This window comes from Betaproteobacteria bacterium (assembly GCA_016791345.1).
GTDB lineage: Bacteria > Pseudomonadota > Gammaproteobacteria > Burkholderiales > JAEUMW01 > JAEUMW01.
This window is the reverse complement of sequence record JAEUMW010000279.1, coordinates 1-18545: the sequence shown is the minus strand read 5'-3', so window position 1 is coordinate 18545 and position 18545 is coordinate 1. Positions and strand designations below refer to the sequence as shown.

At 64.6% G+C, this 18545-nt stretch carries 15 protein-coding genes, 3 tRNA genes and 1 pseudogene; 8 read left to right on the top strand and 11 right to left on the bottom strand.

Translation table 11 applies throughout. The features are described from left to right. Positions 1-191 precede the first annotated feature (191 nt). Together JNK68_11195 and JNK68_11190 are read right to left on the bottom strand one after the other, a co-directional pair. On the bottom strand, positions 192-464 hold the full coding sequence (locus JNK68_11195) for a hypothetical protein (protein ID MBL8540922.1): 273 nt from the start codon (positions 462-464) through the stop codon (positions 192-194). Positions 465-523: 59 nt separating this feature from the next. Then, the gene (locus JNK68_11190) at positions 524-784 is read right to left on the bottom strand and encodes a hypothetical protein (protein ID MBL8540921.1); all 261 of its coding nucleotides are present in this window, start codon (positions 782-784) and stop codon (positions 524-526) included. 723 nt (positions 785-1507) lie between these two features. On the opposite strand from JNK68_11190, the gene JNK68_11185 reads away from it, so the two are divergent. The 7 genes and pseudogenes from JNK68_11185 (at position 1508) to JNK68_11155 (ending at position 10097) form a co-directional block, all read left to right on the top strand. Then, positions 1508-6661 (top strand): RecQ family ATP-dependent DNA helicase, encoded by a 5154-nt coding sequence (locus tag JNK68_11185; protein ID MBL8540920.1) that lies wholly within the window; start codon positions 1508-1510, stop codon positions 6659-6661. 127 nt (positions 6662-6788) lie between these two features. Beyond that, a complete protein-coding gene (locus JNK68_11180) occupies positions 6789-7172 on the top strand; it encodes a type II toxin-antitoxin system RelE/ParE family toxin (GenBank protein MBL8540919.1) in 384 nt (127 codons plus the stop codon). Beyond that, positions 7156-7479 (top strand): DNA-binding transcriptional regulator, encoded by a 324-nt coding sequence (locus JNK68_11175; protein ID MBL8540918.1) that lies wholly within the window; start codon positions 7156-7158, stop codon positions 7477-7479. The genes JNK68_11180 and JNK68_11175 overlap by 17 nt, the downstream gene beginning before the upstream one ends. Positions 7480-7655: 176 nt before the next feature. Next, positions 7656-8042, top strand: coding sequence for an IS3 family transposase (locus tag JNK68_11170; GenBank protein ID MBL8540917.1), 387 nt, complete (start codon positions 7656-7658; stop codon positions 8040-8042). A 159-nt stretch (positions 8043-8201) separates the two neighbouring features. Further along, positions 8202-8363, top strand: a pseudogene (locus JNK68_11165) (transposase). 413 nt (positions 8364-8776) lie between these two features. Continuing rightward, a complete protein-coding gene (locus JNK68_11160; protein MBL8540916.1) occupies positions 8777-8983 on the top strand; it encodes a DUF4224 domain-containing protein in 207 nt (68 codons plus the stop codon). A 4-nt stretch (positions 8984-8987) separates the two neighbouring features. Continuing rightward, positions 8988-10097, top strand: coding sequence for a hypothetical protein (locus tag JNK68_11155; GenBank protein ID MBL8540915.1), 1110 nt, complete (start codon positions 8988-8990; stop codon positions 10095-10097). A 13-nt stretch (positions 10098-10110) separates the two neighbouring features. Here the strand turns inward: JNK68_11155 and JNK68_11150 are convergent. The 3 genes from JNK68_11150 to JNK68_11140 form a co-directional block, all read right to left on the bottom strand. Next, positions 10111-10186: transfer RNA gene (locus JNK68_11150), tRNA-His, on the bottom strand. A gap of 47 nt (positions 10187-10233) precedes the next feature. Continuing rightward, positions 10234-10310, bottom strand: a tRNA-Arg gene (locus JNK68_11145). Positions 10311-10423: 113 nt separating this feature from the next. After that, positions 10424-10500: transfer RNA gene (locus JNK68_11140), tRNA-Pro, on the bottom strand. A gap of 127 nt (positions 10501-10627) precedes the next feature. On the opposite strand from JNK68_11140, the gene dksA reads away from it, so the two are divergent. Continuing rightward, positions 10628-11050 carry an RNA polymerase-binding protein DksA gene (dksA, locus tag JNK68_11135; protein MBL8540914.1) on the top strand — a complete coding sequence of 141 codons (423 nt, stop codon included), beginning with the start codon at positions 10628-10630 and terminating at the stop codon, positions 11048-11050. A gap of 84 nt (positions 11051-11134) precedes the next feature. On the opposite strand, the gene pnp is transcribed toward dksA, so the two are convergent. From pnp to JNK68_11105, 6 genes are all read right to left on the bottom strand, one after another. After that, positions 11135-13240 (bottom strand): polyribonucleotide nucleotidyltransferase, encoded by a 2106-nt coding sequence (pnp, locus tag JNK68_11130; protein ID MBL8540913.1) that lies wholly within the window; start codon positions 13238-13240, stop codon positions 11135-11137. A gap of 71 nt (positions 13241-13311) precedes the next feature. After that, positions 13312-13581, bottom strand: coding sequence for a 30S ribosomal protein S15 (gene rpsO / locus JNK68_11125; protein MBL8540912.1), 270 nt, complete (start codon positions 13579-13581; stop codon positions 13312-13314). A 134-nt stretch (positions 13582-13715) separates the two neighbouring features. Beyond that, positions 13716-14570 carry a tRNA pseudouridine(55) synthase TruB gene (gene truB, locus JNK68_11120; GenBank protein MBL8540911.1) on the bottom strand — a complete coding sequence of 285 codons (855 nt, stop codon included), beginning with the start codon at positions 14568-14570 and terminating at the stop codon, positions 13716-13718. A 103-nt stretch (positions 14571-14673) separates the two neighbouring features. After that, entirely contained in the window at positions 14674-15051 is a 378-nt protein-coding gene (gene rbfA, locus JNK68_11115) for a 30S ribosome-binding factor RbfA (GenBank protein MBL8540910.1), read from the bottom strand. A gap of 42 nt (positions 15052-15093) precedes the next feature. Continuing rightward, positions 15094-17715, bottom strand: coding sequence for a translation initiation factor IF-2 (gene infB, locus JNK68_11110; GenBank protein ID MBL8540909.1), 2622 nt, complete (start codon positions 17713-17715; stop codon positions 15094-15096). 23 nt (positions 17716-17738) lie between these two features. Continuing rightward, on the bottom strand, positions 17739-18545 hold an 807-nt coding region (locus JNK68_11105; GenBank protein ID MBL8540908.1), incomplete at its 5' end, for a transcription termination/antitermination protein NusA.

Sequence of the window (18545 nt, the reverse complement as noted above, 5' to 3'; positions counted from 1 at the left end):
AATTCTCACGATAGCGGTCCGGTCATTGTCGTCTGGCGTATGCGCCGTTTTCGCCAGCATGCCCTGATTTCAAGCCCATCAGCCGTAGTACCCGTATGCGCCTGAGACGACGGGGTGTAGTCGCCTGATGTCTCTGGTATGCATGGCCTTTCCGGCTCTTCGCAGAAGTGCCATCAGGTGTGACACAAAATCTAAGGGGTCCCGTCGGTTTCATCGACGGGGGAGACCCGGCTCGCCTTCGGGCGGGGCTCGACCTTGGCACGGAGGGTCGCAGACCCCTTCTCGTGGGCGCGAAAGTCGGCGTCGTGGTCCATGACGTAGACGAGTGCGCGCTCGACGAGATCGGCGAGCGCGAGCGCGCCGCAGAACTGTCGGTAGCGCTCGACCCGCTCGTGGACAGGGCGCGCGATCTTGACGCGCAAGGGAGCCAGTTCCTTCGGGGGTTCGAACTTGAGCAAGGCCATGGCGATTTCCTCAGGATGGTGTGAGTGATGGCGTCGACGGTAACGGCAGCGCCGCGCGGTCAAGACTCGCTGTTCTGAAAGGTGAGATCTGGGGGAACTGGACGCTCTGAGCGCCGGCTGCGCGCTTCCTGGCGCAGTGCTTTCAGGAAGCTCGACATCACGCGGTCCCACTCGGGAGTGTCCTCCGGAGTAAGGCCGACGGGCGCGGCCGATTGCCCCGCTGCTTCATCCCAGAGCTTGGGCGCGCACTCGAGCGAAACATCGTGCCGATGCGCAAGAAGCCGCAAGACATTCGGGTAGAGCGTGAGACGGTTTCCCATGGTACCTCCGGTTGGGATTCGAAGCTTGTCCAGATTGCCCTTCGCAAGTTGCAGAGCGTGCGACGACTGGCATCGACTGTAGCGGCCGCGAAGTCCCGTAGAAACTCTCAGTTCTGATAGGCGGTGCGTACGGTCGGCTTTCCAGCCCGAAGGGTCGGGGAGGCCGGCAAGGACATCTGGCCGGCGAAGAAGAATTGAAGCTGTGCGGCTGACGGGGTCGTTCGTCGCCCTACTGGTCGAGAGATTACTGGCGCGTTATGTCAGTAAGAATGGCGATGGTTCGCCCGGAGTTTCGCGGCGGCTCCGCGCTCGGTTCCGCGTCCCGTGACGGACCGGGTGCGGTCGGGAAGGGACGCGGCGTTTGCCGTCGCAACTCAGCCAGATCGACTACGGCTGCGACGCAGAAACGCTGGGCCTTGCGGCTCCGGCGTTTCGGTCTTCGCGTGAGGCTATGCGGCGAGCTTCGAGGTGTCCTCTGGCGCGTCGGCTTTCGGCTGCAGGCTGTGCAGGAAGTCGACGGCGATCCGGCGCGGCTTTGCGCCAAGTTAAAGTTCGGCAAGGGTGGGTCCTCGATCCGCTGCCCGCCGCATGCACTGCACGCTTGCGTTAGCCGCCCCCAAGCTCGCCTACGCTTACGAATTGGGTAACCGCTGGCCCGCAAACCGCTTGCTATATTGCGCAGGCCAATGCACATATCGTGGCTGGCAGATCCGAGACAGCAGAATGCCGAGCAACCTCGCCCCTGCAGCGGTGCTCCGCCCAATAACAAAGCTTGAGCCCCGCTGCGTTTGCATCGATATCGAGACGCCCCATACCGGCGAAGCGGTCCTCCATAAGCTCGCCGCCTTCCGGTCGGACACCGGCCGGCGGATCACCTTCGAGGGCAGGTTCTCTGGGGCGCATGTCCGAATGGCTCTCGACGACTTGGCCAATGGGGCCGAGTTCATTCTGGGCCATAACATCCGCCGGCACGATATTCCCGTTCTCGCGCAGCTTTTCCCGAGACTCAAGCTGCTGGAGCTGCCGGTCGTGGACACGCTCGAGCTCTCGCCGCTTGCTTTCCCCGAGAACCCGTACCACAGGCTCGTCAAAGACTACAAGCTCGTAAGCGACGCTCGCAGCCACCCGCTCCGCGATGCCGAGTTGAGCTTCGAGCTCTTCGCGAGCGAGATCGAGGCGCTGCGCGAGTTGCAAGCGCACCGCCCCGATGACGTGGCGCTCTTTCACTATCTCCTGGCCGGAGATGCCTGCAGCGGCCTCGCTCCGCTCTTCGCTGAGTTGCGCGGCGCGCCGCGTCCCACCGATGACGCCGCCGCCGAACATCTCCGCCGAGCGATCCGACAGAAGGTTTGCTCAACGCGCCTTTGCAGGCTGATCGGACACGATCTCTTTACACCCGCTCTTCGCTTCCCTCTGGCGTACTCGATCGCGTGGCTCCGGGTTTCGGGCAGCAATTCGGTTCTGCCACCCTGGGTCCACCGGACTTTCCGTGAAACCGGGCGCCTTATCCGCGAGCTTCGCGAGGTGCCGTGTTCGGACCCCGATTGCGCTTACTGCGGGACCACGCACGACCCCGAAGCGCAACTGAGGACGAACTTCAATCTCGAAGCGTTCCGTCCTCGCCCGCCAAACGCTTCAGGCGGGTCGCTGCAACGCGATGTAGTCGTCGGGGGCCTCCGCGGCGAAAACCTGCTCGCGATTCTTCCGACTGGCGCGGGAAAGTCGGTCTGCTTCCAGCTGCCAGCGCTCGCGCACTACTGGCGGACCGGCGCACTCACGGTTGTTGTCTCGCCGCTGCAGTCGCTGATGAAGGACCAGGTCGACAACCTCATTCGGCGGGGCATCTACTGCGCGGTCGCGGTGAACGGCCTGCTCACGCCGCCCGAGCGGCGCGCCGCGCTGGAGAGAATCCGCCTGGGCGACGCCGGGATCGTCTTCGTCTCGCCGGAGCAGTTCCGCAACAAGAGCTTTCGCGAGGCTATACGCTGGCGCGAGATCGGCGCCTGGGTGTTCGACGAAGCGCATTGCCTGTCGAAGTGGGGCCACGACTTCCGTACCGATTATCTCCACGTGTCGCGTTTCATCCGCGAGCAGTATCCCGACCCGCTCCCTCCGATCGCCTGCTTCACGGCCACGGCGAAGCCCGACGTCATCGCAGACCTTCGCGAGCACTTCCGGGCCGAGCTCGGCACCGAGCTCGCGCAGTACGCAGCGAAACCCGAGCGACCCAACCTCGCGTACGAGGTCGTCTCCGTCTCCAAGTCCGAGAAGCCCGCTCGTATCCTGGCGCTCCTCGAAGCGGACCTCGGCAAGACCGACGGCGCAGCCGTCGTGTTCGCTGCGACCCGCAGGAATGCCGAGACGCTCGCCGAGCTCATCGCAGCCGCCGGCTGGTCGTGCGCTCACTTCCACGCCGGGCTGGAGCCGGGCACAAAGCGCGATCTCCAGCAGCGCTTCATCACCGGCGCCTTGCGCATCATCGTCGCAACCAACGCTTTCGGCATGGGTGTGGACAAACCGGATATCCGTCTGGTCGTCCACGCCGACATCCCCGGATCGCTCGAGAACTACCTCCAGGAGGCCGGTCGCGCCGGCCGCGACGGCGCAGCCGCACGCTGCGTGTTGCTCTTCGACGAGGAAGACGTCGAGAGGCAGTTCGGGCTCTCGGCGCGCTCTCGCCTGACGCAGCGGGACTTCATCACGGTGCTGAAAGCGCTACGCAAGCGCAAGACGAGGGTGGGCGACGACGCGATCGTGGTGACGGCACGCGAGCTCCTCCTCGGGGACGATTTGGACTCGCCCGGCATCGACCCGGAAGATCCGGATGCCGACACCAAGGTGAAGACCGCGATCGCATGGCTGGAGCGCGCCCGGTTCCTGCGACGCGAAGCGAACGAGACAAGGGTATTCTCAAGCAGCCTGAAAGTGGCCACGCTGGCCGAGGCGGATTCGATTCTCGCTCACGCCGATCTTTCGGAGGCGGTTCGCGAGCGCTACCGGACGGTGCTCGGTCTAGTGATGGGGAGCACAGCCGCCGAGGGCATCAGCACCGACGAGTTGCTCGTGAGCGCTGGCATTCCCGCCGCTGAATGCTTCCGCACGCTCCACAACCTCGAAGCGCTCGGGCTCCTCGCCAACGACCTGGGCCTGCGGGTCGTGCTCCGAAAAGGCGTGACCGACCCGTCCGATGCGCGTTTCGTCCGCGTGTGCCGGATCGAGCGAGCCCTGGTGGAGCTCATGGCCGAGGCCGCGCCGGAGGCGGACATCACCGAAACGCAGGTAGTGTCGCTGCGGCCGCTTTGTGAAGGCGTGCGGCGGCGCCTCGCGGGAACGATCTCCCCGGAGGAGGTCGTGCCGGAACGCCTCCTTGATCTCCTTCGCGCCTCGTCGCAGAGCTTCGGGGAGGGAAGCGGCAAGCGGGCGATGCTTTCCATGCGCAAAGTCGGTTCGCTCGAACTGCGGGTGCGCGTGCAACGGCCCTGGAGCCAGATCCGCGAGATCACGGGTCTGCGCCAAGCGGTCGCCCAAGTGCTCCTCCAGGCGCTTCTCGCCAAACTCCCGGAGGGTCTCCGCAGTGCCGATGCGGTGGTCGAGTGCAAGGCAGGTGATCTGCTGCATGCGCTCGCGAGCGATCTCGCGCTCGCCCCGCGGCTGCTGGATCCAGCGACGGCACTCGAGCAAGCCCTGCTCTACTTGCACGAAACCGACGTACTGATCCTGGACAAGGGGCGCACCGTGTTTCGCTCAGCCATGACGGTGCGGCTGCTGCCGCGGGACGCCGGTGGGCGATTCCTCAAAGAAGACTTCGCACCGCTAGAGCGCCACTACGGCGAGCGAAATTTCCAGATCCACGTGATGCACGAGTACGCCAGGCGCGCGCTGAAGAAGATGGCCGACGCGCTGGTGCTTGTCGCCGCGTACTTCTCTACGGCGCGCGAGCGATTCATCCGAGAGCACTTCGCCGGCGGCAAGGAGCTGCTGGAATTCGCCACTACCGCGGAATCGTATCAGCGCATCGTCGAGTCGTTGCGGCACCCGGTACAGCAACATCTCGTGCAAGCGCGGGAGGGCGTGAATCGGCTGGTGCTCGCCGGCCCCGGCTCCGGAAAGACTCGCGTCATCGTGCATCGCGTGGGCTATCTCCTGCGGGTGCTACGCGTGGCGCCCGAAAGCATCATCGTGCTCGCATTCAACCGCTCGGCAGCGGTCGAGGTCCGACGACGCCTGCGCGAGCTGGTTGGCAGCGACGCCGCGGGTGTCGCAGTGCTGACATATCACGCGCTCGCACTGCGGCTCACCGGCATGAGTCTCGGTGCGCTGGCGGAGGCGGGCAAAGAGCCTGATTTCGACGCCGTGCTGCGGGGCGCGGTCGATCTGCTCGAAGGGCGTGTCGCGGCGGGCTCCGACCCGGACGAGCTGCGCGACCGGCTGCTTACCGGCTACCGGTTCATCCTCGTCGACGAGTATCAGGACACGGATGCCTTGCAGTACGAGCTCGTGAGCGCGCTCGCCGGCCGCACGCGCCAGGAAGGCGACACCAAACTCACGATCATGGCGGTTGGCGACGACGACCAGAACATCTACAGCTTCCGCAGCACAAGCGTTGAGTTTATTCGCCGCTTCGAAGACGACTACAAGGCAGAGAAGAGTTACCTCGTTGAGAACTTCCGCTCGACGCAGCACATCATCGCCGCGGCCAACACTCTCATCCAGCGCGCGCCCGGGAGGATGAAGGTTGATCACCCGATCCTTATCAACCATGCCCGCGCCAGCGCACCGGCCGGCGGACGCTTCGCGCGCCTTGACCCGGCGAGCGAGGGTCGGGCGCAGCTGTTCCGCGTGCCGCTCGATCGCAATGTGCAGGCGCAGCTCGCGATGGCGGAACTGGAAAGGCTACGAACTCTCGACGGCGATGCGGACTGGTCCCGGTTCGCCGTGCTCGCGCGCACGCATGCGACCCTCGAGCCCATTCGGGCGTATTGCGAGCGCAACGGCATTCCCTACCGGACAGGCGACCCTGGCGGAGGCCTTGTCGTCACGAAGACGCGCGAGGGTCATCTCGCAGTCGCGGCGCTGCGTCGCCGCCACGCTTGTCTCGTACGCACCCCCGCGCTCGTGCGATGGTTGTCACGCCTCGCGGCGGTGGAGCCGACGAACCCCTGGTTCGCGGAGCTGCGGGACTCAGCGCGCGATCTCGAAGCTGCAGTAGGCGGCGCAGCGATTCCGCGCCCGGAAGCGATCGACTGGATCTTCGAGTCAGCAGGCGCATACGCGCGAGAAGCGCCGGGCCATCTCAACCTGCTCACCGCCCACGGGGCGAAAGGGCGCGAATTTGCGCATGTGCTGGTGATGGACGGCGGCGACTGGCCGAGCGCCGCGCCAGACGAGCGTCGCCTGCTGTATGTCGCGATGACCCGCGCGAAAGAAACGCTTACGGTGTTTCAGGCGCAACAGCGCGGCAACCCGATGCTCGATGAGTTCTCGGACTGCGAGTCGGTATGGCGCGTGGAGCCCAGGGTCCTGCCGATGCCCATGCCCGAGCTTGACCGGCTGCATCGCGAGCTGACGCTCCGAGATGTGGATCTCGGATACGCGGGGCGCTCCCCGAAGTCTGCCGCGATCCATCGGACGCTCGCGGAGCTCAAGGTGGGCGCAACGCTCCTGCTCGAAAAGCGAGCGCTTCGGAACAACGCCGGCTGCACAGTGGGCCACCTCGCGAAGAGCTGCGACCTGCCCCCCGGGCGCGTTGTCTCCGCACATGTAAGCGCGATCGTCCCCCGAACGAAAGCGCAGACTCCCCCGCAATACCAAAGCTCGTTGCACGCCGACGAGTGGGAAGTCGTGCTTGCTGAGATCGTCTTGGTCCGCACGATCTGATCTGCTTCTGGGTCCGGCGAACGCGGCCCTGTGAGGTCCACGATGCGAGAGAAACCGCTAAGCGGACGAGCCGGGAGAACAAGCTTCGCTCTTGGTCTGACTATACACTGAGTGATATAGTGCGCCTGTGAGGAGAGTCTTCAAGACCAGAGTCTTCAGCCGCTGGATGCGGAAGACGTCACTGATCGACATCGCGCTCTGCGCGGCCGTGTCGGAGATGGAGCGCGGACTCATCGACGCTGACCTCGGTGGCGCCGTGCTCAAGAAGCGCGTCGCACTGCCCGGTCGCGGCAAGAGCGGCAGCGTCCGCACCTTGGTGGCGACGAACAAAAGCAACCGGTGGTTCTTTCTTTTCGGCTTCGAGAAGAACGAGCGCGGTAATGTGAGTGCAAAGGAGCTGGAAGCGTTGCAGGCGATTGCCACCGACCTGCTGAGGCTCTCTTCGGCGGAGCTCGACGCGCACATCGCGATCGAAGCGTTACAGGAGATTTGCCATGAGTGCCAAGACTAGAGCGAAAAGCAGGATCCTGGAGTCGGTTCACGAGACTGCGTGCGACCTCCACGACGCGGGCTTCATCGACAAGCGGCGGATGCGGGAGTATGACGTTCTCTGTCTTCGGCCCGTCCCCGAGTATTCCAGTGTGAAGATCCGGGCATTGCGACACCGATACAAGCTCAGTCAGGCCGTGTTGGCATCGGTTCTGAACACCAGCCTGTCAACCGTTCGGCAGTGGGAGATCGGCGAGAAGCATCCGAGCGGCCCGTCCCTGAAGCTGCTGAATCTACTTGACCGCAAGGGGCTCAACGCCCTCCTCTGACGGGCTTGTGCTCTCCGGTGGTCCGGATTGCCTGCAAGCAACGCGCGAAGCCACAACAAAGGTGGGCGTTATATACACTTCCCCTGGCGCGCAAGGTGGGTATCTTGCATGCCCCGGCCCCGATTTTTCTGGATACGAATTTGGGGTAAAACCGTGTCACGGAAAAGGGGTTGGAGATGCTGAAGAAGAACGCTGCAAGTGGGGTTACGCCGGGCGCTGCGGAAGGAGCGCGGAGCGCGACTGCAGGCGAGGCCGGCGCGGCTGCCGAGGTCAAGCGCTGGTCGGTAGGTCGAAAGAAGGAAGTCGTGCTGCGGCTGTTGCGCGGCGAGCCGGTCGACGCGGTGTCGCGCGAGGTATCGGTACCGATATACAAGCTGGAACAGTGGCGTGAGCGCGCTCTGGCCGGAATCGATGCCGGACTGAAAGAACGCGAGAATGATCCGGTCGAACGCCAACTCGGCGACGCCAACCGCCGTATCGGCGAGTTGGTCATGGAAGTCGAGATCCTGCAGAAGGAAAGGCGGGCGCGGCGCCCTTTGGCCGCTCGGAGGTCGTCGCGATGAGCCGCGAGACCTCCACCGAGACCGGCAGGCGTTACGGCCTGGAGCGCATCTGTCGAGTGCTCGAGTTTGCCCGCTCAACGCTCTACGCCCTGCAGGCTCGCGAATCGGCGAAGGTGGTGTGTTTGACGCGGCCCGAAGCCCAACGTATCGGACGCCGATCTGCTGGCGGCCATTCGCACTGATCTCGAAGCATCGCCCTTCACGGGCGAAGGTCACCGCAAGGTCTGGGCACGTCTGCGCATCCTGCGGGGCATTCGCGTCTCCCGCGCCCGTGTGCTGCGTCTGATGCGCGAGAACGCGCTGCTGTCGCCGCATCGGCGGCCGCAGGGCGAGCCCATCGCGCTCGACAGTTCGATCCAGACCGACCGTCCCAACGACATGTGGGGCACCGATCGCATCCGGATCGAGCCGCACTACCCGAGGACCGGCAACGGCCGCCCGCCGATTCGCCTGGAGAGAATGCTGCGCATGTACTTCCTCGCCAACTGGTTCAACTTCGAGGTACCAAGTGCTCTAACGCGGCCGAGGCGCGGACGCGCTTCCGTCTGGAATCCAGGTGCCAGTGCGAGGCCGGCTGATCGCGTGTGGCGGCAGTGGAGTGCGCGCACTGTCAGTTCTGCCAGGTCCCGTCAGTTCTGCTAGTTCTCTCCCGCGAAGCAAGCTGGTAGATTGACGCAACGGTGCCAGTGAACATGCCTTACTGAGGCTGCTGACAACTTCTTGGACTCACGTCAATGGTCGATCCGTTATCCGGCGAAGAACTTCGCAAGCTTACGGGGTCCCCTCGCCCGTCGAAGCAGGTTGCGTGGCTCAAGGAACAGGGCTTTGTCTTCCGGATTGGATGCGATGGTTATCCGAAGGTGGAGCGTGAGCACTATCGCCAGATGATGGGCTGCCTCACGTCAACTCGGCGCGGCAAACCGAACTTGCCTGCCTCCTGAAGCCGTGCCCCGCCCCCGCAAGCTCCGCAAAGACCTCCCGCCTCGCCTTTACTGCGAAGACGGCATCTACTTCTTTCGTCCTAAGTCGGGCAAGCGCATCACGTTTGGGAGCGACGAGCGCGTCGCGCGTGCGGAATACTGGAAGCTGGTCGGGCGGCACACCGACAAGCGGGCGTTGGGCCCGATCATGGACGCGTGGCTTGAAGAGCATGCGGCGGACATCAGGCCGCGTACATTCGATGATTACAAGGCATGCGTCGCCAACTTGAAGGCCGCCTTCGGGCATATGCACCCCGACGATGTCGAGACGGCCGACTTGTACGACTACGATCGTGTCCGCCACGTGCGACGAACGCGCCGAGAACTGGCCGTCCTGGGCGCCGTCTACCGCTATGCCATCAAGATCCGCGCAACGCGTCAGAACCCCTGCCGGGACCTCGAACGCGCACCGCGCAGGAAGAAGCGTACGCGGTGCCCGGAGGAATTCGAAGTCGACGCGTTTGCCGCTCACTGTCTGGAGAAATACGGCGACCAGATGACGGGTCTCTACCTGCGGCTGAAGGTGCTCGTCGGTCTCAGGCTTGGTGACATGCTTGCGCTAAACAGCTTCATGGTGAAGGAATCGAGCCTCGACGTGCCGAACTCGAAGACGGGAAAAGTGCAGCAGTTCCTCTTCGTCGACCGCAACAGCGAATCAACCGGCCTGAAAGAGCTGATCGACGACATCCTCGACCATCGGCCGTCCCACAGGACCGCGGCGTTATTCAGAAAACGCAATGGCGACGCTTATAGCGTCCAGGGCTTCAAGGCCAACTGGCAGCGCCGCATGCGGTCCTACGAGGCAGCCGGTGGCCTTCGGTTCTGGGAGCACGACGTTGAGGGCCTTGGCTGGAACGCGGGTGCGCGAGGCGATGGGAAACGACGCAGCGCAGAAAGTGCTCGCGCACTCCGATCCCAAACAGACGATGAACTACACGGACCGGCGGATGAAGGTGAAGGTGACGCCGTTGAAGAGACGGACTTGAAGCCGCAGCCCGCTCGAAACGCAGCCGGCGAGGGAATATTCCGGAAACCCGAGAATATTCCGGAGCAAAAAGAAGCAAAACGCTGCTAAGACCTTGAAATTATGGGGTGGCCGATGGGACTCGAACCCACGACAACCGGAATCACAATCCGGGACTCTACCAACTGAGCTACGGCCACCACCGACAAGCAACACCAACCCGCCCCGACCCGTGTCCGATCCGCGCTGGCGTGCCCGACAGGACTCGAACCTGTAACCCCCAGCTTAGAAGGCTGGTGCTCTATCCGGTTGAGCTACGGGCACGGCAATCGTCGCCGGTACACGAGCTGAATAACTATCTGCCCTCCCCGGCGCCGAGGTCCTCGAACGCCCGCCGCTGAGCCTGTCGCCGAACCCGAGAGTCGCCCCGGAAAACGTGGTCGGGGTGGAGAGATTTGAACTCCCGACATCCTGGTCCCAAACCAGGCGCGCTACCAGGCTACGCTACACCCCGAAGGGCGCAGAATATAGCCTGCGGTCGGTGAAAGGTCAATTTGGGGCCCCGCATCTGGCATCAAGCTGGCTTGCCCGGCCCTGCAATTTCTGGTATCTAGGGACATTTTTTCGGGGATATCGAGCTCATGGCAGCAGAGTTGAAAAAGGCCGTACCCGCCTACGTTCCGAAGAAGGGCGAGGAGTACATGAACCCGAGCCAGCTCGCCCATTTCAGGCAGATTCTGGAGTCGCTCAAGGTCGAACTCAGTCAGGACATCGACCGGACCGTGCATACCATGCAGGACGAAGCGACCATCTTCGCGGATCCGAATGACCGTGCTAGTCAGGAGTCCGACATGGCGCTCGAACTGCGCAATCGCGACCGCGAGCGGAAGCTGATCAAGAAGATCGAGGAAACGATCGCGAAGATCGACGCCAGCGAATACGGCTACTGCGAAAGCTGCGGGATCGAGATCGGATTGAAGCGGCTGGAAGCCCGCCCGACGGCAACGCTGTGCATCGACTGCAAGACGCTGGACGAACTCCGGGAAAGACAGGTCGCGAAATAGCCGACCAAGACGCTCTCAGCTGCCGGTGCGCAGCTGGCGGACAGTGGCTTCGGGCGACCCAGGGTCGCCCGAATGCGTTGTAACTCAGGACTGCTGTGATTCGGGCGCTTCGGCGACCGCCTTCATGCTGAGGCGAAGCCGTCCCTTCTCGTCGGCCTCCAGCACCTTCACCCGCACCGCCTGTCCTTCCTTCAGGTGATCGGACACGGCTGCGACGCGCTCGTGCGCAATCTGCGAAATGTGCAGCAGACCGTCCTTGCCCGGCAGCACACTCACGATGGCGCCGAAATCCAGCAGCTTGAGCACCGTGCCGTCGTAGACGCGGCCCACCTCGACCTCGGCGGTGATGTCCTCGATCCGCTTCTTTGCCACCATGCAGTTCTCGGACGACGGCGCCGCGATCGTGATGGTGCCGTCCTCGGCGATGTCGATGGAGGTTCCGGTCTCCTCGGTGAGCGCGCGGATCACCGCCCCGCCCTTGCCGATCACGTCACGGATCTTCTCCGCCTTGATCTTCATCGTGAGTATGCGCGGCGCATAGTTGGAGATCTCGGCACGCGGCTGCACGAGCGCCTGCTTCATCTGCTCCAGAATCGACAGGCGGGCTTCCTGCGCCTGGCTCAGGGCGATGTGCATGATCTCCTTGGTGATGCCGCTGATCTTGATATCCATCTGCAGCGCGGTGACGCCGCGATCGCTGCCCGCGACCTTGAAATCCATGTCGCCCAGGTGATCTTCATCGCCGAGAATATCGGTCAGCACGGCGAAGCGATTGCCTTCCTTGATCAGTCCCATCGCGATGCCGGCGATGTGCGCCTTCAGCGGCACGCCCGCATCCATGAGCGCGAGGCAGCCGCCACACACGCTTGCCATCGAGCTCGATCCGTTGGATTCGGTGATCTCCGAGACGACGCGAAACGAGTAGCCGAACTCCTCGGCCGTGGGCAGCACGGCGAGCAATGCACGCTTGGCGAGTCGACCGTGGCCGATCTCGCGCCGCTTGGGCGATCCCACGCGACCGCTCTCGCCGGTTGCATACGGCGGCATGTTGTAGTGGAGCATGAAACGTTCGGAGTATTCGCCCTGCAGCGCGTCGATGATCTGCTCGTCGCGCGAGGTGCCGAGCGTTGCAGTGACGAGGGCCTGCGTTTCGCCGCGGGTGAAAAGTGCGGAACCGTGGGCGCGCGGCAGCACACCGGTGCGGATCGTGATCGGTCGCACGGTGCGCGTGTCGCGTCCATCGATGCGCGGTTCGCCATCCAGAATCTGGCTGCGCACGATCTTCGCCTCCAGATCGCTGAACAGACTCTTCACGGTGTTGGCGCCGGGTGCGTCCGGCGCATCGGTGACGAGCGCTGCGAGCACACGGTCACGGACCTCGTCCACCTTGCCGCTGCGTGCCTGTTTCTGCTTGATGGCGTAGGCGGTGCGCAGATCTGCCTCCGCCAGTTCGGCGACCCGCGCCCGCAACTCCGGCGCGATTTCGGGCGGCGTCCAATCCCACAGCGGCTTGCCCGCTTCGTCCGCCAGTTCGTTGATAGCGTCGATCACGGCGCGCATCTGCTCGTGCCCGAAGACCACCGCACCGAGCATCGTTTCCTCCGGCAATTCCTCCGCCTCGGACTCCACCATCAGGACCGCCTGGCTGGTACCCGCCACCACGAGATTCAACTGCGAGGTCTTGAGTTCGGTCGCCGTGGGATTGAGGATGTAATTGCCGTCCCGGTAGCCGACGCGGGCAGCGCCGATCGGTCCGTTGAACGGAATGCCCGACAGGGCAAGGGCCGCCGACGCGCCGATCATCGCCGGGATGTCCGCGTCGACCTCGGGATTCGAGGAGACCACCGTCGCGACGATCTGCACCTCGTTGAAGAAGCCCTCGGGGAAGAGCGGGCGGATCGGCCGATCGATCAGCCGCGAGGTGAGAATCTCCTTCTCGCTCGGTCGCCCTTCACGCTTGAAGAAGCCACCGGGAATCTTGCCGGCGGCATACGTGCGCTCCTGGTAATCGACCGTGAGTGGGAAGAAATCCTGCCCCTCCCTGACTTCCTTCACCCCGACCGCGGTGACCAGCACCACCGTCTCGTCCATGCTCACCATGACGGCCCCATGGGCCTGCCGCGCGATCTCGCCGGTTTCCAGGGTAAGTTGATGGCGCCCGTAAGCGATAACCTTCTTCGTGTGACTCAAGTGACTTCCTTATTCTGCGCGCGAGGCGGTGGTGGTCGGGAACGGCTGTGCGGCCCGACGAGAGTGACGATCTATTTGCGAATGCCGAGGCGCTCGATCAGCTTGCGGTACCCGTCGACATTCGTACCCTTGAGGTAGTCGAGCAGTTTGCGTCGCTGGCTCACGAGTCTGAGAAGTCCGCGGCGGGAGTGGTGATCCTTGGTGTTGACCTTGAAGTGCTCGGTGAGATCGTTGATGCGCGCCGTGAGAAGCGCGACCTGGACCTCCGGCGAACCCGTGTCGCCCTGCGCGCGCTGGTAGTCTCGCACGACCTGCGCCTTCTGCGCGCTGCTGACAGCCATCGTCTACTTCCTCCAATCGTAAATTTGCGATTTTACCTTTTTCCTTTGCCCGTCCACAAGTTAAGCCGGGGTCAGCCGCGCGGGGGGAACAACTCGCGCGCGAGAGGAACCGCTTTCACTCGAAACCTGATACTTCAGCGCGGTGTCGTCGCCACGAGGCGGCGCGGCAGGAGTTCGCCCCCCGCCGTGACCTCGCCCAGACCCACGAAACGTTTCGGCACCGAGTCCACGTACAGGCGCACCAGCCCGACCGGAATGTCCGGCGCGGGGCGGCGCGTCCGCTGTCCCTGGAGCATGCATGCGGCTTCCGCGACCGGGATCACCGCGGCGGGAAGCGCCGACAGTGGTGCATCAGGGGGCAGCAGGCGTGCCCGTCGCACCGCCATTGCCTCGCCTTCGAGATCCGACAGGGTCACGGCCTCGGCCAGCCGGAAGCAGCCGCTGGCAAGCCGCCGCAGACCGGCCAGGTGCGCGCCGCAGCCCAGTGCCACTCCGATGTCCTCGGCGAGACTTCGAATGTACGTGCCTTTGCTGCACGTCACCGTGATGCGCAGCCGCTCCCCTTCCCGTCCCTCGAACTGCAACCGGGAGATCTCGACGCGCCGCGGCTGCCGCGGTACATGCTCCCCTGCGCGCGCATAGTGGTACAGCGGTCGCCCACGATGCTTGAGCGCGCTGTAGGCCGGGGGCAGTTGCTCATAGCTGCCGACGAAGCCCGCCAGCGCGGCGCGCACTTCGGCATCGTCAACCGCGACGTGCCGTCGTTCCAGCACGGCGCCCTCCGCATCGCCTGTTGTCGTGGTGGCTCCCAGACATATCTCCGCAGCATAGGCCTTCTCCCCCTCGAGCAGAGTGGACGAGAACTTGGTCGCCTCGCCGAATGCGAGAACCAGCAGTCCCGTCGCGAGCGGGTCGAGGGTTCCGCCGTGGCCACCCTTGCGCGCGCTGAGAAGGCGTCGCGTCCTCTGGAGAGCGGCGTTGGAGGTCATGCCGGAAGGCTTGTCGAGCAGCAGTATGCCGTCGACGTCGTGCAGGGCGGTGGACAAGTCGGCGCTGGGATCGATAGGGCGACGCACCCGGAAAGTACGGAAACTACTTCTCCGGATCGTCGACGGGGCTCGGTGTGTGGACAGCTTCGTCGATCAGCCGGGACAGGCGCATCCCGCGCTCCACAGACACGTCGTAGACGAAGTGCAACTGGGGCACCGTCCGCAGGCGCAACCGATGCGCGAGCTGCGTGCGCAGAAAGCCGGCCGCATGCTGCAATGCCTGCTCGCTCTCCTGCAACGCCTGCTCGGGACCAAGCAGCGTGAAGAACACTTTGGCGTGAGCGTAGTCTGCAGTCACCTCGACGTCGGTCAGTGTCACCATGCCGACGCGCGGATCCTTGACTTCGAGCCGGATCAGCTCGGCGAGCTCGCGCTGGATCTGATCGGCGACGCGCCGAAGACGTGGGGCGTTGCGAGTCATGGCAGCATGCCCGCAGTTGCCGGCGGACGGGGAGCGGTCAGGTCAAAGCGTGCGTGCGATCTCGACGACCTCGAAGAACTCGAGCTGGTCGCCTTCGCGGATGTCGTCGTAACCCTTGAGGGAAAGACCGCACTCGAAGCCCGCCTTGACCTCGCGCACATCGTCCTTGAACCGCTTGAGCGAGTCGAGCTCCCCGGTGTAGATCACCACGCCCTCGCGCAGCAGCCGTACTCCGGCATGACGCTTGACGAGGCCGTCCAGCACGTAACATCCCGCCACGCTGCCCACCTTCGAGATGCGGAACACCTGGCGGATCTCCACGAGCCCGATGACGCGCTCCTTGCGCTCGGGCGCGAGCATCCCGGACAGCGCCGCGCGCACTTCGTCCACCGCGTCGTAGATGACGTTGTAGTAGCGCACGTCGACGTTGCTGGTGCCGATCAGCTTGCGCGCAGTGGCATCCGGACGCGTGTTGAAGCCGATCACCACCGCGTTCGACGCGAGCGCGAGGTTGATGTCGGATTCGGTGATGGCGCCGACACCGTTGTGGATGATGTTGACCTTCACCTCGTCGGTGGAAAGCTTCTGCAGCGCGTGCGCGAGCGCTTCGTAGGAACCCTGGACGTCGGCCTTGATGACGAGCGAGAGGGTCTTGATGCCGCCCTCGCCCATCTGCTCGAACATGTTCTCGAGCTTCATCGACTGCTGTTTCGCGAGCTTCACGTCGCGGAACTTGCCCTGCCGGAAGAGCGCGATCTCACGCGCCTTGCGCTCGTCACCGAGGACGACGAACTCCTCGCCGGCGGTCGGCACCTCGGACAGGCCCTGGATTTCCACGGGAATCGACGGTCCGGCCGCCTCGACGCTGCGCGCGGCTTCGTCGAGCATGGCACGCACGCGCCCGTAGGCGGCCCCGGCGAGAACGATGTCGCCCCGGCGCAGCGTGCCCGACTGCACCAGCACCGTGGCCACCGGACCACGGCCCTTGTCGAGCCGCGCTTCGATGACGAACCCCTTCGCTGGCGCTTCCCGCGCCGCCTTCAACTCAAGCACCTCGGCCTGCAGCAACACGCTCTCGAGCAGCCGGTCGATACCGTCGCCGGTCTTGGCCGACACTTCGACGAACATCGTGTCGCCACCCCACTCTTCCGGTACGACGCCCTGCGCGGACAGCTCCTGCTTGATGCGCTCCGGGTTCGCCTCGGGCTTGTCGATCTTGTTCACCGCCACCACCACCGGCACGTTCGCCGCCTTGGCGTGGTGCACCGCCTCGACCGTCTGCGGCATCACGCCGTCATCGGCGGCGACCACCAGCACGACGAGATCGGTCACTTTCGCACCACGTGCCCGCATCGCGGTAAACGCTTCGTGACCTGGCGTATCGAGAAAGGTGATGACCCCGCGCGGCGTCTCGACGTGATACGCGCCGATGTGCTGCGTGATGCCGCCGGCCTCGCCGCTCGCCACGCGCGTGCGGCGGACATAGTCGAGCAGCGACGTCTTGCCGTGATCGACGTGCCCCATCACCGTCACGACGGGCGCACGCGGTTCGAGCTCGACCGCCTTCTCGCCGGCGGTCTCCACGAGAAACGCCTCGGGGTCGTCGAGCTTGGCCGGCTTGGCGACGTGTCCGAGTTCTTCGACAACGATCATCGCCGATTCCTGATCGAGCACCTGGTTGATGGTGACCATCTGTCCGAGCTTCATCAGCGCCTTGATCACTTCGGCCGCCTTCACCGACATCTTCTGGGCGAGCGCCGCCACGGTGATGGTCTCGGGTACCAGCACCTCGTGCACCATCGGTTCGGTCGGCAGCGAAAACGCGTGCGAGCCGCGCTCCTCGGGGCGCCCCTTGGCACCGGCCTTGTGCGCGCGCCAGCCGTCGGCGCCACCGGTGTCGCCGCGGGTCTTCATGGCACGCCGGCGCGCGGCATCATCGGTCCACGCGACCTGCCGGGTGACCTTCTTCTCGGTTTTCTTCTCGGGCTTCTTCTCACCCGGCTTCAGCGCCGGCTTGTGCAGCGTGCCGTCCGTTCCGGGAGACGCTGCGACCGCGGCGGCAGAAGGTGCAGCGGCAGTGGCACCGGCGGGAGCGGCGGTCGCGGTTGCCGGCGCAGCCGTCGACGCCGCCACTGCCTCCGCCTCGGCTGCTTTCTGTTCGAGTTCCTGCTGCTCCTTGCGTCTGCGCTCCTGTTCCTGTTGCTGGCGCGCCCGCGCATCCTCGCTCTGCCGCGCAATCAGTTCGGCCTGCCGGCGCGCTTCTTCCTCGCGCAATGCGAGCTCGTCCGCGGTGACGATCGGCCCGTCCGCGACGCTGGGCGCGGGAGCGACACTCGTCACTTCGGCTTCGGGCGCAGAGGCCGCGGCGTCACGCTTCACGAAGACGCGCTTGCGCCGCACCTCGACCTGAATCGTGCGCGCCTTGCCGGTGCTGTCCGCCTTCTTGATCTCGGTCGTCTGCTTGCGCGTGACGGTGATCTTCTTGCGCGCCTCGCCGCCCCCATGGACACGGTGCAGGTAATCGAGCAGACGCGTCTTGTCCTGCTCCGTCAGCGTGTCGTCGACGAGCTTCTTGATGACTCCGGCCGACTGGAGCTGTTCCAGGAGGCGCGCGGGATCCATTTTCAGTTCACTGGCAAACTGCGCGACACTCATCTGTGCCATCGATAACTCCTGGTGCTACCGCTCTATTGCGCAAACCACGGGGCGCGGGCCGCCATGATGAGCGTCTTCGCCCGTTCCTCGTCCATGCCCGTCAGCTCGACCAGGTCATCGACTGCGAGGTCCGCGAGATCCTCCTGCGTCGTGACGCCTTTCGACGCGAGCACGCGTGCCGTCGCGCCATCCATCCCCTCCAGGGACAGCAGGTCCTCGGCAACGTTCTCCACCGCCTCTTCCGAGGCGATCGCCTGCGTCAGCACCGCGTTGCGCGCCCGACTGCGCAGCTCGTTCACCGTGTCTTCATCGAACGCCTCGATCTCCATGAGCTCGTTCACCGGCACGTAGGCGATCTCTTCGAGCGTGCTGAAGCCTTCGCGCGCGAGGATTTCGGCGACCTCCTCGTCGACGTCGAGTTTCTCCATGAAGAGCTGGCGGATGACGATGAGTTCTTCCTCGGTCTTGCGATGAGACTCCTCCTCGCTCATGAGGTTGAGCTCCCAGCCGGTCAGCTCGCTCGCCAGCCGCACGTTCTGACCGGTGCGGCCAATCGCCTGGGCGAGATTCTCCTCGTCCACGACGATGTCCATGCTGTGCTTTTCCTCGTCGACGACGATGCCCGACACCTCGGCGGGCGCCAGCGCGTTGATCACGAACTGCGCGGGATCCGGCGACCAAAGGATGATGTCGACGCGCTCGCCCGCGAGTTCCCCGGTGACCGCCTGCACCCGCGAGCCCCGCAGGCCGACACAAGTGCCGATCGGGTCGATGCGCTGATCGTTCGACTTGACGGCAATCTTGGCGCGCGAGCCGGGATCGCGTGCTGCTGCCTTGAT

Bases quoted from the DNA above. Each gene is read 5' to 3' on its own strand.
- JNK68_11195 (MBL8540922.1), bottom strand. From the start codon at position 464: ATGGCCTTGCTCAAGTTCGAACCCCCGAAGGAACTGGCTCCCTTGCGC.
- JNK68_11190 (MBL8540921.1), bottom strand. From the start codon at position 784: ATGGGAAACCGTCTCACGCTCTACCCGAATGTCTTGCGGCTTCTTGCG.
- JNK68_11185 (MBL8540920.1), top strand. From the start codon at position 1,508: ATGCCGAGCAACCTCGCCCCTGCAGCGGTGCTCCGCCCAATAACAAAG.
- JNK68_11175 (MBL8540918.1), top strand. From the start codon at position 7,156: ATGAGTGCCAAGACTAGAGCGAAAAGCAGGATCCTGGAGTCGGTTCAC.
- JNK68_11170 (MBL8540917.1), top strand. From the start codon at position 7,656: ATGCTGAAGAAGAACGCTGCAAGTGGGGTTACGCCGGGCGCTGCGGAA.
- JNK68_11160 (MBL8540916.1), top strand. From the start codon at position 8,777: ATGGTCGATCCGTTATCCGGCGAAGAACTTCGCAAGCTTACGGGGTCC.
- dksA (MBL8540914.1), top strand. From the start codon at position 10,628: ATGGCAGCAGAGTTGAAAAAGGCCGTACCCGCCTACGTTCCGAAGAAG.
- rpsO (MBL8540912.1), bottom strand. From the start codon at position 13,581: ATGGCTGTCAGCAGCGCGCAGAAGGCGCAGGTCGTGCGAGACTACCAG.
- truB (MBL8540911.1), bottom strand. From the start codon at position 14,570: ATGACCTCCAACGCCGCTCTCCAGAGGACGCGACGCCTTCTCAGCGCG.
- rbfA (MBL8540910.1), bottom strand. From the start codon at position 15,051: ATGACTCGCAACGCCCCACGTCTTCGGCGCGTCGCCGATCAGATCCAG.
- infB (MBL8540909.1), bottom strand. From the start codon at position 17,715: ATGGCACAGATGAGTGTCGCGCAGTTTGCCAGTGAACTGAAAATGGAT.